At 63.0% G+C, this 16,029-nt stretch carries 12 protein-coding genes; 2 read left to right on the forward strand and 10 right to left on the reverse strand.

Translation table 11 applies throughout. From position 1 onward, the window contains the following. Positions 1 to 110: 110 nt before the first annotated feature. From ACWI6D_RS07960 to alr, 4 genes are all read right to left on the reverse strand, one after another. The gene (locus ACWI6D_RS07960) at positions 111 to 431 is read right to left on the reverse strand and encodes a DUF1292 domain-containing protein (protein WP_449134290.1); all 321 of its coding nucleotides are present in this window, start codon (positions 429 to 431) and stop codon (positions 111 to 113) included. A gap of 487 nt (positions 432 to 918) precedes the next feature. Next, on the reverse strand, positions 919 to 3,558 hold the full coding sequence (gene secD / locus ACWI6D_RS07965; RefSeq protein WP_449134291.1) for a protein translocase subunit SecD: 2,640 nt from the start codon (positions 3,556 to 3,558) through the stop codon (positions 919 to 921). A 240-nt stretch (positions 3,559 to 3,798) separates the two neighbouring features. Then, on the reverse strand, positions 3,799 to 4,497 hold the full coding sequence (locus ACWI6D_RS07970) for a recombinase family protein (protein ID WP_449134292.1): 699 nt from the start codon (positions 4,495 to 4,497) through the stop codon (positions 3,799 to 3,801). Between the two features lie 487 nt (positions 4,498 to 4,984). Continuing rightward, a complete protein-coding gene (gene alr / locus ACWI6D_RS07975; protein WP_449134293.1) occupies positions 4,985 to 6,454 on the reverse strand; it encodes an alanine racemase in 1,470 nt (489 codons plus the stop codon). Between the two features lie 584 nt (positions 6,455 to 7,038). Between alr and ACWI6D_RS07980 the strand changes: the two genes are divergently transcribed. Next, a complete protein-coding gene (locus ACWI6D_RS07980; RefSeq protein WP_449134294.1) occupies positions 7,039 to 7,734 on the forward strand; it encodes a zinc-ribbon domain-containing protein in 696 nt (231 codons plus the stop codon). Positions 7,735 to 8,214: 480 nt separating this feature from the next. Here ACWI6D_RS07980 and ACWI6D_RS07985 read toward each other — a convergent pair whose 3' ends face one another. The 6 genes from ACWI6D_RS07985 to ACWI6D_RS08010 all read right to left on the reverse strand — a co-directional run bounded on the left by ACWI6D_RS07985 (position 8,215) and on the right by ACWI6D_RS08010 (position 13,988). After that, positions 8,215 to 8,712, reverse strand: coding sequence for a MogA/MoaB family molybdenum cofactor biosynthesis protein (locus ACWI6D_RS07985; RefSeq protein WP_302935716.1), 498 nt, complete (start codon positions 8,710 to 8,712; stop codon positions 8,215 to 8,217). A 172-nt stretch (positions 8,713 to 8,884) separates the two neighbouring features. Further along, complete coding sequence (locus ACWI6D_RS07990) at positions 8,885 to 10,141, reverse strand: molybdopterin molybdotransferase MoeA (protein WP_302935715.1); 1,257 nt, start codon at positions 10,139 to 10,141, stop codon at positions 8,885 to 8,887. 99 nt (positions 10,142 to 10,240) lie between these two features. After that, on the reverse strand, positions 10,241 to 11,506 hold the full coding sequence (locus ACWI6D_RS07995; RefSeq protein WP_288285529.1) for an amidohydrolase: 1,266 nt from the start codon (positions 11,504 to 11,506) through the stop codon (positions 10,241 to 10,243). Positions 11,507 to 11,622: 116 nt separating this feature from the next. After that, positions 11,623 to 12,138 carry a hypothetical protein gene (locus tag ACWI6D_RS08000; protein ID WP_449134295.1) on the reverse strand — a complete coding sequence of 172 codons (516 nt, stop codon included), beginning with the start codon at positions 12,136 to 12,138 and terminating at the stop codon, positions 11,623 to 11,625. Next, positions 12,135 to 13,250 carry a GHKL domain-containing protein gene (locus ACWI6D_RS08005; RefSeq protein WP_449134296.1) on the reverse strand — a complete coding sequence of 372 codons (1,116 nt, stop codon included), beginning with the start codon at positions 13,248 to 13,250 and terminating at the stop codon, positions 12,135 to 12,137. Before ACWI6D_RS08005 ends, ACWI6D_RS08000 begins: the two co-directional genes overlap by 4 nt. A gap of 12 nt (positions 13,251 to 13,262) precedes the next feature. Beyond that, positions 13,263 to 13,988 carry a LytR/AlgR family response regulator transcription factor gene (locus ACWI6D_RS08010; protein ID WP_449134297.1) on the reverse strand — a complete coding sequence of 242 codons (726 nt, stop codon included), beginning with the start codon at positions 13,986 to 13,988 and terminating at the stop codon, positions 13,263 to 13,265. 348 nt (positions 13,989 to 14,336) lie between these two features. Here ACWI6D_RS08010 and ACWI6D_RS08015 point away from each other — a divergent pair. Beyond that, positions 14,337 to 16,029 (forward strand): lipopolysaccharide biosynthesis protein (locus ACWI6D_RS08015; protein WP_449134298.1); only part of this gene is annotated, 1,693 nt, incomplete at its 3' end.

Consider the following 16,029-nt stretch of genomic DNA (forward strand, 5'->3'; position numbering starts at 1 on the left):
CGCCTTTTTTTCCAACACCTCCTATTGCACCCCGCTCGAGCTGTAGGGGTGGCATAACGGGGGCGTGGCTATCAATTGCCCACGGCCGCCTTTCGCATATGCCCGAACGCTTATTCGAAGTCGTAGAGGTCTTTGGCTGCTTCGCGGAAGTCTTCGTAGACTTCGCGGGCAATGGCCTCGTCTTCTACCAGTTCAAACGCGGCGGGCTGGCCATCTTCGTCAAGCTCCGTGGCCTCAAGCGGGATAATCTCACCCGACGAGCAGGCGGGCGTGTCCTCCGTCACCGGGAAGAAAAAGCCGTATCGACGACCCTCGTGCAGAATAAGACCCAGAAACTCAAGCTCTACCAGCTCGCCTTTCTCGTCCTGGAACGTCAGCGTGATGCCCTCTTCTGTAGGCGGGCAAAAATTCGGGGCGCTTCCTTGTCGCATAACAACTCCTTCTTATCGGCCGCAAGGTGCACCCTGGGCCAGATCAAACCTCAACATATGGCGCAATACGCACAGTAGCAGCGTATCACATCACCTATACGCATGTTGTTTACATGCCCGATAGCGACACCGGTAATCCTCGGAACTAAAGATATCTATTAGAAAGCACCCTGAGCGTTCCAGCGACAAACAACAACGCATGGTTGCACATTCCGGCTTCCGGCAATGTAAGCTGAATCAAAAATCGCTCATGTATGTGATTTAATGGCGACAGTCCGACAGCCTTTAATTATTCGCATCGCAGTGACCTGGGCAAATGCTCTTGCTATCATGCCATCAACTTGCTGCTACAGAGTTAAATCACATACATGAGCGATTTTTCAACTTGCAGACTTGCTGAATAAGAAACATTCGTAGCGCAAACGTAGAAAAAGAGCCTCAATCGGCTCGATTGAGGCTCTTTTTGCAATGACAGGTTACTTAAACGCTAGCCTTGCACTTTCTTGTGCTTCTTTTTGTTCTTGGAACCGCCGTGATTGGCCGGCTTGGTTGCGGGCGCTTGCGCGGAAGCGGTTGCGGGCTGCTGGGCAGCTGCGTTTGCGCTCGTGTTCGCGCTTGCGGCCTGCGTATCAGCAGCGGCACCTGCGGCAACACCGGCGGCCGGCGCGCTTGCGCCTGCGGTTGCCGTGGCAGCAGCGGCTTGCGGCAGGCGGTTCAGGAACCAGCGCTGGATTTCCGTACCGTACTTCTTCTGCAGCTTCGCGAACTTCGGCTCGCGCGTCTTCCACATCACGTAGATGGGCGTGGCGATGGCGTACGACGAGTAGCAGCCGCACAGCAGACCCACCGTCATGGCCAGCGCAAAGTCGCGCAGCGTCTCGCCGCCGAAGATGAGCATGGCCACAACCGGGATAAGCGAGGTGATGGACGTGTTAAGCGAGCGCACGAGCACCTCGTTGACGGAGTGGTTTGCCATGGTGGCGAACGTGCACTTCGGCGCCTCGGCCTTCATGTTCTCGTTGATGCGGTGGAACACCACCACGGTGTCGTACAGCGAGTATCCCAAGATGGTCAGCAGCGCGGCGATGGTATTCGGCGTGACCTCGCGGCCCACCAGCACGTACACGCCCAGCACGATGACCAGGTCGTGCAGCAGCGCGATAACAGCCGACACGCCCATCTTCGGATCGCGGAAGCGGAACGAGATGTAGGCGATGATCAGCAGCAGCGACACGAAAAACGCGATGCAGGAGCTTTGGATGACGCTGGTGCCCCAGTCGGGACCGATGGTGGTCACCTCGAAGCTTTCGCTATCCCAGCCAAACTGGTCGGCAACCTGGTTGGCGGCCGTGGCAGCGCTTTCCGCCGACGTGTCGGTGGTGCGCACCAGGAAGCCGGCCTGGCCGTCGGAGTTCGTGGTCTGCACCACGGCGTCGGGCTCGCCCGCAGCGTCAAACGCGGAGCGCACCTGCTCGGTGGTGACATCGTTGCCGCCCTGGTGGAACGTCACGGACGTGCCGCCGACGAACTCGATGCCGAAGTTCACACCGCGGATGCCCACAAGCGCAACCACAACCACGATGGCGCACGCGGCCACGGTCAGGAAGATCTTGCGGTAGCCCAGCAGGTTGATGTCAAGCTTGATGAAGCGGCCCTTCACGTCCTTGCGCGACGCGGCGGGCTTTTCACCCTGGAAGTACGGCGCGGCCTGTTCGCAGTCCTTCACGCCCCAGAAGCCGGGGTGGCGCGCGATGGACTTCGGCGCCAGAAGGCGGATGATGGGGGCCTTGAACAGCAGCATCATGACGATGTCGCACACAATGCCCAGCGCCAGCGTCAGGCCGAAGCCCTTGACGGAGGCCGATGCCAGGAAGAACAGCGTGAGGGCGGAAACCAGCGTGACCAAGTCGGCATCGATGGACGTGAGGATGCCGTGGCGCACGCCGGTGATGGACGCGGCGCGCACGCTGCGACCCATGCGGATTTCCTCGCGGAAGCGCTCAAGCGTAAGGATGGACGAGTCGGCGGCCATACCGATGGTCAGCACGACGCCGGCGATGCCGGCCATGGACAGGCTGAACAGGCCGAAGTGGGAAAGCAGCGCCAGAATGCCCAGGTACAGCACGGCGAACACGGCCATAGCAGCCGCGGTGAGGATGCCGAGACCCTGATAGAACACCAGCAGGTACAGCATAACCAGCGCCAGGCCGATGGCGGCAACCAGCACGCCGGACGTCAGCGCGTCCTGGCCGAGCGTGGGGCCGACCACCTGGGACTGCGCGTACTCGAAGCTGACGGGCAGCGAGCCGGACTCGAGCACCGTCTCCATGGCGGACGCCTCGTCCTTGTCGTAGCCGCCGGTGATGGACACCTGACCGCCGGTGATTTCGGACTGTACGGCCGGTGCGGACTGCACTTCGCCGTCCAGGATGATGACGATCTTGCCCTTCGAGCTGGCCAGCTCCTTCGTGGCGTCGGCGAACGCCTTCGTGCCCTCGGAATCAAGCGTGACGTTGACGGAGTAGTCGGTGCCCGTTTCGGACGCGCGGCCGATGTCGACCTTCGTGATGTTGTTGCCCGTGATGAGCGGCGTGTACGTGCCCTCGTCGACCTTCAGGTGCTCGACGGTGCCCGACGGCAGCGTGTTGCCGAAGTCGTCGGTGATGGTGCCGTTCGTGCCGTACTGACCGTTCTCGATCTTGGTCTTCACGTCGGAATCGGTGAACGAATCCAGGCGTGCGAACTCAAGCTTGCCGGTTTTGCCGATGGTGGACAGCGCCGTTTCGGTGTCGGACAGGCCGGGGATTTGCACAAGGATTTGATCGGTGCCCTGCAGCTGCACAACGGCCTCAGACGCGCCGAGGGCGTTCACGCGCTGCTCGATGATGGCGCGGGATTTCTCCATGTCATCGGTGGAAACCGTGCCACCGTCCGTGCTTTTCGCCGACAGCACCACCGACAGGCCGCCCTGGATGTCCAGGCCCTGGTTGATCTTTTCCTGCGGCGGGGTGAACATGAAGATGGACCCAATCACCAAGATGGTGGTTGCCACCAGAAGCCAAACGTTGCGACGGTTGACGTTGCCGCCCTTCTTCTTTTTGGCTTTGGCGTTTTGCAGTTGCGCCATGCGTACTTCTCCTAGCCTTGCGAACCTGCAGACGACGGCACCGTGCCGCCGATCTTTGCGATAGCGCAGCCGCCGCAAGCGTGACGACGCGAAGCTATCGCAATTTGCACATTAACTCTCCTATTGTCCCACAATCGGGAATAGTGTGGAAGGAAATTAGGTAACAGATTGCAAATGTTACACATGGTTGACTGCTTTGCGAATTGCCGCTTCAACGCACACCCTTCCGAATCACCGCGCTCATTTTGCGTCCTCGGCAAGCCAGGTGGCGAGGGTTTTGGGGCTGACGTGCAGCTGGCGGGCTGCTTCGGCACGCATGATCGTGCCGGCCAGGCAGCTTTGCCGCAGGCGGGCGTACGCGCACGGACGGGGCTTCTTCGGGCGGCCGAAGCGCACGCCGCGGGCACGCGCCGCCGCGATGCCCTCGCTTTGCCGCTGCTTGATGTTCTCGCGTTCCACCTGCGCCACGTAGCTGAGCAGCTGCAACACGATGTCGGCGATAAGCGCGCTGGTCACGTCGCCTTCGCGCTGGCGCGTGTCGAGCAGCGGCATGTCGAGCACCACCACGGCCGCGCCGCGCACCTTCACGATGCGACGCCATTCTTCCTGGATTTCCTCGTAGTTGCGGCCGAAGCGGTCGATGGACTTCACTATCAGCACGTCGCCGGGCGCCAGCGAGCCGGTGAGTTGGCGCCACGCGGGGCGTTCGAAGTCTTTGCCGCTGGCCTTGTCGGCAAAGATGCGCTCGGACGGCACGCCGAATTGCCGCAGCGCATCAAGCTGGCGCGCCAGGTTTTGGTCGCGGGCGCTGACGCGCGCATAGCCATATAGCGTGCCGGCAGGTGCGACGCCGTCGAGAGACTGCGAGGCCGAAAAGGTACCGTCGGAAGCGGGCTTCGTCTGATTTGCAAGTTGGTTCGATTTTGCTGCGTTCGCCATGTTTGTGCCTTTCCTCGAAACGAAAATGGCGGCTTTCGGTGCGCAAAAGCCGCGTTCGGGGAAAGCGTAAAAAGGAGTTTCACGCTCAGCGTTCAATTTGTGCACGTTTTTCGCTTCTGAACAGCAAAATACGAGGCGCAGGAGGAAGAGCAAACAAAAAAAGGGCCGGGTTGAAGGCTGGCCCTAAACTAACCATCAGCGCCGCCCGCCACCTCTAACGCCTTACCCAGGATTAGGAGACGGGCCTTGCCGGTGTTTGCGTGCGACCTTGCGCGGCTTACGACGCGCAAGGTCGCACGCGTAACGAATTGATTACGCCGTCCAGCTCGGCATTCGCAAACGGCACGCCGTCAACGCACGGCCCGTTTCGCCAGCCCCAACAACAAAGCGGGGAAGGAGGCAGCCCCTTCCCCGCTTCTCTTGCAAACCGTCATTGAGCTCGACAGATTCACTCTGCAGCATCTCACCGACGCTTTCGGCGCCTCGCCTACACGTAGTAACGCGGCATGCGATGGGCGAAGGCGATGCACAGCTCGTGCGGGATGGTGCCGAGCGTGTCGCACATCTCCTCGATGGTGACCATGGCGTCGCCCTGCTGACCGACGATGAGCACCTCGTCGCCCACCTGCGGGTCGATGCGGCGGCGGCGCGCGTAGCTGCGCAGGTCAACCTCGAACATGCACTGGTCCATGCAGATGTTGCCCACCTGGCGGCAGCGCACGCCGTCCACCAGGAAATCGGTGCGGCCGGACAGCCCGCGGCGCAGGCCGTCGCCGTAGCCCACCGGCACGGTGCAGATCTTCACACTGCCGGGGCTGCGGTAGTTCAGCCCGTAGCTGACGCCTTCGCTCATGGGCACCAGGCGCGTATCGGTGATGCGCGCGTGCACGCTCATGGCCGGCTTCAGCTCGATAAGCGGCGTGGTTTCGGGGCACGGCTGATAGCCGTACAGGCCGATGCCCAGGCGCACCATATCGAAGCGCACGTCGGGGTAGCGGATGGCTGCCGCGGAATTCGCGCAGTGCACGATGCCGGGGTTGATGCCGGCGGCACGCAGGGCCTCGATGGCCTCGATGTAGCGCTTCGCCTGGATCTGGAAGTCAAGCGTTTCGGGGCAGTCGGCCGTGGCGAAGTGCGTGAACACGCCTTCGAGCTCAAGCGCGCGGTGGAAGCCCACCTGGTGCATGAACGTGACGACCTCGTCCCAACGCACGCCGATGCGGTTCATGCCCGTGTTCACAGCAAGGTGGAACGGCGCGCGCAGGCCCATGGAGTCGGCGGCCTCGGCGTATTTGATGGCGAACTCCGACGAGTAGACCGCCGGCATGATCTTGTACGCAAGCAACAGCGGAATAGCGCTTGCCGGCGGCTCGGCCAACATAAGGATTGGCGCGTTGACCAGACCTTCGCGCAGCTGAATGCCCTCGTCGACCGTGGCAACGCCCAAGTAGTCGGCGCCGGAGTTCAGCGCCGTCTTCGCCACGCGCACCGCGCCGTGGCCGTAGGCGTCGGCCTTCACGACCGCCATCATATGGCGGCCCGAGCCGATCATCTTCTTCACGGCCGAGGCGTTGTGGCGGATGGTGTTCAGGTCGATTTCCAGCCACGCCCAGCGGCGGTCCTTCTCGGGGATGGTTGCCAGCTTTTCGGGGTCGAACTCCACGTGGCCCTCCGCGGCGTCAACGGCGGCGGCGTAGGCGGCAGCGGCTTCCTCGTGGTCGCGGTTGTATTGGAACGCGCCGCGCACCTCGTTGGCCGCGTCGGCAGCTGCCTCGCGATCGGTCAGGTAGCTGTTCGCGCCGCGGCGAGGCGCGGGCTGGGCGGGCGCGGGACGACCGGCATGGGCGGCGCGCTGCGCCTCGCGCTCGCGAATGGCGTCCGCGGCGCTTTCCGTGCCCGGCTGCTTGCGGAACGCGAAGCCGGTGAATCCGTTGGGGAGCTCTGTGTTGTCTGCCATGTTCTATACCCTCTTGAACCTTTTCGATATCCCCCGAAGCGCGATGCAGAAAAAGCCGATCAAGCCGCACAGGGCGTTTGAACAGGGCTGCTACCTGCGATTATGGAACGCGTTGGCCGGCTTGTGGCCGCGGCGTGCCGCGCGCTTGGGCGATTTCCCATTTGAGCGCACACCAGTATAGCACTGGCAAGCCGCCGCACCCGGGCCGCAAACGATTGGCACAAAAGCGCTAACGCACGCAAACGGGCCGTCCAAGGTTCGGCCAAGCACTGGGCAAGCCGGCTGCAACGGCGCCCGACGGCAGTTGAGACCTGCAGCAAGTTTTGCAGTCAGAAGCGCAGGAGGACGCCCGGACGACCCGTCCGCACCCCCCAGCTTCAGCAACCCCGCCTTCACCGCGAAGTGCAAGCGAAAAGTCGAAGCAGCAGTGCACGCGGGCGGACCGCCGAACCTAACAGCGACCTTGCATTTGCAAGCGAAGGCCGCGGAATTCGCCCATTGGTGTTATGGTGGAACCCAACAATTGCGCGCAGGCTGTCGAGCATTTTGCGCGCCGGCCGAGGTCATACGGAACGGAGAACGCCATGCACTGCCCCAACTGCGGAAACGACAACATTGCCGAAGCGAAATTCTGCACGAACTGCGGCACGCCGCTTGCTGCCGCAGCGGACGCGGCGGGCGCGGCGCAAGCCGATGGCGCGCCAACGGCGCCGGCAGCCTACCAACAGGAAGGCAACGCGGCGAGCGTGGGCGCGGACACCCCTAGCCCGGCAGCAGGAGCAGCGCCGCAAGCCGACTACCAGCAGCAACAGCCCTACGCTGCGCCGAAATACGCATCGCCGGGGTTTGCCGCTGCCAGCCAGTCCGCTGCCGAGCAAAACGCTGGCGCATATGGGACGTCCACGCCGGGGTACGGTTCGCCCAACGGCGCGGCGCCTGGTCAACCGACTTCGCCATACGCAGGCGCAGCGCAGCAACCGGGATATTCGTACGGCGCTCCCGCGCAGCCCGGCAGCTATGCGCCCGCCAGCGCGCCGGTGTACGTTGTTGACGACTCCGATAAGACGCTGCGCATGGTTGCCTTCGTGTTCTGCCTGATCAGCACGCTTATTTCCGCCCTTGCAATCCTGCCGCTCATTTGGATGATCCCCATGACCGTGCACTGTTGGGGTATCTACAAAGGCACGAAGCCTAACACCGTGCTGTTCGGCGTGTGCACGCTTATCTTCTGCAGCCTGGTCAGCGGCATCCTGCTGCTGATTTCCAACAAGGACCAGTAAGCGGAAAGAGGATACCTTCTCGACGCGTTCAGCTTCTCGAAAAGATAGCCACTCTTTGCCATTTTTCCGAGAAGCTGAACGCGCGCGATGATGCCATAGGCGTTTTTGCACGATTTTGTTTCCCCCGCTCATGAACGCGTAGAGGTAATATAGCGTTCATTACACAGATAGCTTCGTTTATTCCATCGCACGTGATGTATCGAGGAGCAGACGAGCGATTGATTTTCAACTTCTCGGATTTTTGCCCAACAATGGACGATTTCGCGCGATTCTGAATGCGAATCAACGGCACAAATACCACGAAGGGGGCGCCGCGCATGTGCGACGCCCCCTTCGAACTTGCTTACTTACTGACCACGCGACACCTTGCGAACGCGCGCGGCGCCTTGTGAGCACATGCGGCGAATCGCGAGTACGCATGCCCAACGCTTACGCCACCGCACGCCTCAAACCACCATCGATAATCAGCAGGTAGCCGGCTTAGTGGCCGCCGCCGGCCATCATTTTGACAGCGTGCGGCAGGGCTGCCACGATGCCGTCCCAGTTCTCGCGCGCGGCTTTCTCGCTGCCCGGCAGGTTCACCACCAGGTGCGTTCCGCGCTGCATGCACAGCGCGCGCGAGAGCATGGCGAACGGCGTGATGGCCAGGCTGTGGGCACGCATGGCCTCGGCGATGCCAGGCACGTTGCGGTCGCACACGGCCTGCGTGGCCTCGGGCGTGACGTCGCGCAGCGAAAGGCCGCTGCCGCCGCACGTCAGCACGATGTCGGCGTCGATTTCGTCGCACGCTTCTACGATGGCAGCGCTGATCTGCGGCACCTCGTCCTTCACCACCACGTGGCTTTTGCACTCCCAGCCGTTATCGGCAATAAGCTGCTCAAGCGCCGCGCCGGCCGTGTCCTGCTTCATGCCGCGCGTGTCCGAGCACGTGATAATGGCGAACGTCAGCGGCGCCGCCTCATGATTGTGTTCGTGCATGTGCTTCTCCTTTTGATAATGGGCAAAGGCCAGCCAACCAGGCAAAGCAGACACGGAAGAAGCCAACGCCGACTACGTTCGTGCCGCCAGCTTGTTCAGCTGGCCTCAAGATGCAAATCCGCCGCTTGGCAAGCGGGCGAAAACTCGCATACCAAGCGGCGTAAAACACCAGCTAAATGGCCACGTCTTCGCTGACGTCGAGCAGGATGCACTCGATTTCGCTGCCGGCGGTGCGGCCCTCGAAGCCCTCGGGCATGATGGCCAGGCAATTGCTGCGCTGGATGACGCCGAACAAACCCGAGCTTTGGTTCTTCGCCGGCTCCACCACGTAAGCGCCGTCGGCGTCTTTCGTGAGCGTGGCGCGCAGATAGATGCGGCGCGGGTCCTTCTTCTTCGTGTCGCGCGAAAGGCGCGCCACCACGCGCGGGCGCGCCAAGTTCGTGTAACCCTGCATCTTGCGCAGCGCCGGGCGGATGAGCATCTCGAACCCGCAGTAGGCCGCCGCGGGATTGCCGGGCAGGCCGAACACGGGCGTGCCGTTGACCAGGCCAAACGTTTGCGCCTTGCCCGGGCGCATGTTCACAAGCGTCATGAACAGCTGGCCGGTTTGCTCGACGCAGGGCTTGATGAAGTCGAAGTCGCCGTTCGACGCGCCGCCGCTGGTGACCACGAAGTCGTACTCGGCCGTTGCCGCCACCACCGCGGCCTTCAGCGCTTCAAGCGAGTCCTCCACGATGGGCAGCAGCGTGGGGATGGCGCCGGCCGCGCGAGCGGACGCCGACAGGGCATAGCCGTTCGAATTGCGGATCTTGCCGGCCGTGGGCACCTCGGTGGGCGGCACCAACTCGCTGCCGATGGAGATAATGGCCACGCGCGGGCGGCGCGGAACCGGCACCTCCGACACGCCGCAGCTGGCCAAAAAGCCCACGCCAGCAGCATTGATGACCTCGCCCGCGTGCACAACGGCCTCGCCGGCGCGCGCTTCCTCGCCCGCCTCGCGCACGTTGTTGCGCAGCTTCACAGGGGCATCGAACGCCACGCGGCTGCCGGGGCGGCCGTCGCCTTCGACGTTGCGCACAATCTCGTACTTCACCACGGAATCGGCCGCGGCAGGCAGCGGCGCGCCGGTCATGATGCGCACGCACGCGCCGTCGGGGATTTCGCCGTCGAACGTGTCGCCCGCGGCAACTTCCGCGATAACGTCCAGCTCAACGGGGGTTTCCGGGCTGGCACCTTCCAGCTGCGCCGCGCGCACGGCGAACCCGTCCATAGCAGAGTGGGCAAACGGCGAGATATCGATATCGCTTTGCAGGTCGGTTGCCGCAACGCGACCCGCCGCGTCCAAAACCGGCACCGTTTCCGCAGGCAGCTGCGAAACGTGCGACAAAACCAGGTCGCGCGCTTGCTCGACCGAAATCATCTCCGGCATGACATTCCTTTCGAAAGCATTCAACAGTCCGCCCCGCATTATACCGCTTGCCGAATATAACGACGCGCAAAGCATACCGGGTGTTGAAAAATGCGGCGCTTACTTCCCCGCCAGCATGCGGCAGGCCCATTGGGCGGCCACCATGCTGCCTTTGACCAGCACCGATTCGTCGATGGTGTAGTGGCAGCTGTGCTGCGGGTGCTCGGCGCCCACTGCGGGGTTGCGCGTGCCCACGAAGCAGAACACGCCGGGCACGAGGCGCAGGTACTCGCTGAAGTCCTCGCCGGAAAGCGTGCCGCGGTAGTCGGCCACGCCTTCGGCGCCGAGCGTGTCGAGCACGGCCTGGCGCGCCACCTCGGCGCACGCCGGATCGTTGGCAAGGCCGGCGTTACCCGACTCGAACGCGAACGTGGCCTTCGCGCCAAGCGCGTGCGCGCTGCGGCTGACGATGCGCTCAAGGCGGTCGGGAACCTCGGCGCGCATCTGCTCGGACCACGTGCGCACCGTGCCCGTGAGCGTGGCGTGGCCGGCCATGACGTTGCGCGCCTCGCCGCCGTGGAACTCGCCCACGGTGACCACCACGGGCTCGAACGGCGAAACATCGCGGCTGACCAGCACTTGCAGCGCCATGACCATCTCGGCGCCCACCACCACGGCGTCGACGCCCTTGTGCGGCATGGAGCCGTGCGCGCTGACGCCCTCTATCTCGATGTGGAACCAGTCGGTGTTCGCCATGCGCTGCCCGGGCGCGCACGACACGGTGCCGGCGGGCACTTCGCTCCAGATGTGCGCGCCGTAGATGGCGTCGACGCCTTCGAGCGCGCCGGCTTCGATCATGGAAAGCGCGCCGATGGAGATTTCCTCGGCCGGCTGGAAGATGATGCGCACTTCGCCGACAAGCTGATCGGCAACGTCGCGCAGGATGCGCACGGCGCCGAGCATCATGGCCATGTGCGCATCGTGGCCGCACGCGTGCATGACGCCGGGGTTTTCGGACGCAAACGCCGCGCCCGTGTCCTCGGTGACGGGCAGCGCGTCCATATCGGCGCGCAGGGCCACGCGGTGCGCCGGGGTGCCGTCGGAGCCGTACGCGCCGGGCGCCGTGCCGCGGATGGTGGCGATTATGCCGTGGTTTTCAAGGCACGTGTGCTCAATTCCCAGGTCAGAAAGCTGTTTGCTCAGCAGCTGCTGCGTGTTTTCCTCGTTGCCCGACGTTTCGGGGAAGCGGTGGAACAGCCGGCGCGCGGCGATGACGTCGGCCTCGGCCGCGGTGCCAAGGGCGCGCACCTGCTGGACGGTCTTCGTTCCCGCAGCGGTTTCGTACGCCTGCGAGAATGCGGGACATGCGGTGATGACGGCGGTCATGGCGCTCCTTTCGACGGGGCGGGTTGGCGAAGTGCGTTTCGGTATTGGCTGCGTAGCGTACCACACGCATGTTGCCAGCGTGAGGCGCACCGAAAAACTGCAGACTGCGCAGGTACCTATTTCTCCAGTTCCTTCAGCATGGCGGCAATGTGGTGCTGCGCCAGCTCGAATTCGCCGCGTGCCGCCAGGGCGTTCACGATTTGCACCTGGTTGCGCAAGTCGTGGCGCAGCCGTGCCGTGCGCTCCATCCTCTCCACCGTTTCCTGATATTCGACAAGATAGGCGTCAAGCTGGCCGCGCAGCGCGCGGGCGCGGTCGGCGTGGCGCGTGCGGGCGCGCACGCTGATGATGGCGACGAGCACCAGCCCGTCCATCGCAAGGCACAGCACCGCAAGCGCCACGCACGCCCACGACAGGTTCCAGTCGGCGCCGCAGTAGCGCACCACCACCCAACAGCACAGAAACAGCAGCACGACCTGCAACAGCGGGAACAGGCCGAACGCCCAGTATTGCGATACCGTGCGGCGGCGCCGCCGCACGGCAACCACGGCAGCAAGTGCAAGCGCTGCCGCCAACGCTATAAAGCCCGAAACAATGGCGAACGCGGACGCGCCGGCAATTGCCCCGATCACAGCGCATCGCCTCCTTCGGTATGCAAAATGACGCGCACATGGTAGCGGCCCCGTTCGTTTTGGACGCTGACCTGGCCATCGTGGCGCTCGGCGATGTCGTTCACAATACCGCGGCCCCATCCGTGCAGCGCGTGCACGTTGGGAACAGCAGGCGAAGCCGGCACGGAAGCGGAGGCCGCGTCGGCCGGGACTTCGCCGTTTGCGACACGGCGAGCGTTCGCGCGGTGCGGTGAACTTGCGGTTTCGGGCTTTTCGCCAGCGACAGAGGCTGCGAGAGGGCAATCTTTGCCGCTGGATTTCACCGCAGGCGCACCCGCAGGCGCGGGGATGTCGTGCGCGGAATCATCGGATGCGCAGCTGTTCTCCACGTCCACCACGAAATAGCGGCCCCATATGCGAGCCGCCACGCTGACGTAGCGCTGATCAGGCGCAACGAGACGGCACGCCGTCAACGCGTTATCGATAAGGTTTGAAAACACCGCGCAGATCTCGGCGCTGGGCAAGGCCAGGTCAAGCGGTACGTGCAGCTGCACCGCGAACCGCACACCAAGTTCGCGCGCATCGGCCAGTTTCAAGCGCACAAGCGCATCGATTGCCGGATGGGCGCAATAGCGAGCCCGCGAACCACCGGCAGCGTTGATAGCGCGGTCAAGGCTTTCGCCGGCTTCCGCCGCGCGACGTTCGCGCAAATCCGCCTCGGCCGCGTACAACTGCTCGCGAACGCGCTGGCCGATGCGGTCGGCTTCTTCGCCTTCATGCGCAGAGCGCTCACGCAAAAACTTTTGCGTGGTCAGCTCATCCTCCAATTCGCGCACCTGCTCGGCGGCTTGCGCGCGAAAGCATGCATCGCGCAAACCCTGGAACAGCAGCATATCGACAGGCCCGCACGCGATGCCCACGACGGCAATCACCGCCACCGGCGCGGACGGCGCCGCATAGGCCGCAGCGGCGCCCAGCGCGAACAGCACCAAGCACAGCTGGCTTGCGGGAAACAACAAGCTGAGCAGGCGGCGCCACCAAACGACACCGTGCAGCTTGCGCTGGCAAAACACCGCAATGACCAGCAGATATACCGTTAGGCAGATAGCGATGAGAAGCGCCGGGGAAAGCACAGATCGCCCCTGCTATTGGGCGTTCAACCCAACGTAGCGGTAGAACAGGTCGCGAATGGCCTTGCGCTGGCGCTGGCTGACCGGCACCTCGACGCCCGAGCGCAGAAGCACGCTGGCCGTGCGCAGCTCGGAAATGTGCATCATGTTCACGATATAGCTTTTATGGCACTGCACGAAATCATCGGGCAGCATGTCGATCATCTGGCCAAGCGTGGCGTAGGTTTCAAGCACTTCGCCGGGCGCGGTGTACAGCCGCACCTTGCGACGGTCGCTTTCGATGTACTCGATTTCGGCAGGGTTGAGCATGGTGACCGCGCCGCCGTGCTGAATGGCAACGGGCGTGTAATCCGTTCCCTGCAGGTTTTTCAGCGCCTTGTCGATAGCCGCGTTGAAATCCGCCTGCTTGATGGGTTTGAGCAGGAAATACGCATGCTCGGTCTCGTAAACGGGCGTGCAGTACTCGATGTGGCCGGAGATATAGACGACCTGCGTGCCGCCGCCGGCCGGGAAATGACGTCGTACCAAATCGATGCCGGTAGGCTTGCCGTCACCTAAGCTGATGTCGGACAGGAACACGTCGATATGGTCGCCGGAAGCGATAAGCGCCTCAAGGGTAGCAACGCTTGAAATGATGTCAACGTTCAAACGATCGGCCCCGGGATACTGAGCCAGCATATCGCGAAGAACGTCCTGATATTCGATGTTGTCTTCCAATGCAAGAAGATGAAACGTTCCCACCGATTTGCTCCCTGTTTTAGTCCCAAGCACGGGTCTTTTCGAATTGCCCGCACGTTCCTTTGTCCTAGGTCGAAGTATACGACAGTTACATTGAGACCCCCCCCCCGCAATCTTTCAATCGGTAAAAAACTCCTGATAGATGACTTGAACGCAGCATTTTTTGTAGTGAGCGAAAATACGTTCGGCAAAATTGTCACCTAATGCAAAATGCATGATTTTACGAAGAGACCTTGCAAGGCGAGCGCGCAACCTACACGCCAAGCGACAATACGAACAGGTGGTGCTTGTGGTGTGAATATCGCCAGCAGGGCACGGACGGCGGTGAGCGGCATCTCTATAATACGTGGGATGAACATTTTCGAACATACCGAGCCCTCCGCACAGGGCAAGCACGGCACGCAGCGGCCCGATTTGCAACGCGTGCGCGTTGATGCGCCGCGAAGCCCCTACCGCAACACGCCCCGCAGCGCGGCACAGCACGCCAGCGCGCAGCAGGTAGCGCAACCCGCTGCCCAGCAGGCCACGACCCCGCTTCCCGGGCGTCACGCCGCGCAACCTACGGCGGCCATGCCCGGCCGCCACACCGCGCAAGGCGCGCGCAACGCGCAGCCCACGGCGGCCATCCCAGGTCAGCAGCCCACGGCGGCGCTTCCGGCCGATAGCACGCAGGCCATGCCCGACGGAAAACGCAAACGAGGCCGCGGACGCAAAAGCCGCCGCGGCGACGCGCCGCGCAAGAAAAGCTTCCTTAGCCGCCAGGTTGAAGCCTGGTGCACCCGCGTGCTTGGCGCCGTGAACGACGGCGGCTTGGCTGAGCAGGAAGCCGAATACGCCTCGGGCCGCACCACGCGCGACTTCGCGTGGAACACCATCGGCGTGGGGCTGTGGGGCTGCGTGTTCCCCGTGCTCACCATCGTGGTCACGCAGCTGGCCGGCGCCGAGCAGGCCGGCATGTTCTCGCTGGCCTTCGTCACCGCGCTGCTGCTCATGTTCGTGGGCAACTACGGCATGCGCAATTTCCAGGCTTCCGACCTCGACGAAGAATACTCGTTCGCCGACTATCAGGCCAACCGCGTGCTGACGTGCGTCATCATGCTGGTGGCGGGGCTGACGTACTGCAACATCCGCGGGTACACCGACCAGATGTGGCTTATGAGCCTGGGCGTGTACCTTTATAAGATGGTAGACGCGCTTGCCGACGTGTACGAGGGGCGCCTGCAGCAGAAGGACAAGCTGTACCTGGCGGGCATGTCGCAGGCCTTCCGTTCGGCCGCCGCGCTTATCGGGTTTACGTTCGCCCTGCTCATCACGCGGAACGTGGGCGTGTCAAGCATCGTGATGGCCGTGGTGGCCGCCGCCACGTTCGTGGTGTTCACGTTCCCGCTGGCAAAGCTTGAGACGCCGAAATCGCGCCGCGTGAACGTCAAGCGCGTGGTGAACTTGCTGGTGCAGTGCTTCCCGCTGTTCGTGGCGCTGTTCATGTACAACCTTATCGACAACATGCCGAAGTTCGTGATGGAAGGCGCGTTGTCCTACGACAACCAGCTGTACTACAACGCGCTGTACTTCCCCGCGCACGCCATTTTGCTGACCAGCGGCTTTATCTACAAGCCTATGCTGCTGAAGATGGCCAACGCGTGGGCCGATCCCGCCAAGCGCAAGAAGTTCGACCTGATCATCGTGGTGATGTTCGTGGTGATCGTGGGCATCACGGCGGCCATGGCCGGCATCATGGGATGGTTCGGCCTGGCCATCATGAGCTTTTTGTACGGCATCGATTTCGAGCCGTATCGCGGCCTGTGCTTCGTCATGCTGGCGGCCGGCGGCGTTACGGCAGGCATCGAGTTTCTGTACCAGGTCATCACCGTGCTGCGCCGCCAGCGCGCCGTGACGAAGCTGTACCTGATCACGTTTGGGTTCAGCCTGTTCGTACCCATTTTGCTGGTGAACTTCACCGGGTTGCCGGGCGCGGTTATCGGGTACCTCATTGTCATGTGCATCCTGCTGGTGCTGCTGGTCAGCGAATACGCGTCCATCCGCA

It is taken from the genome of Senegalimassilia sp. (assembly GCF_977052095.1).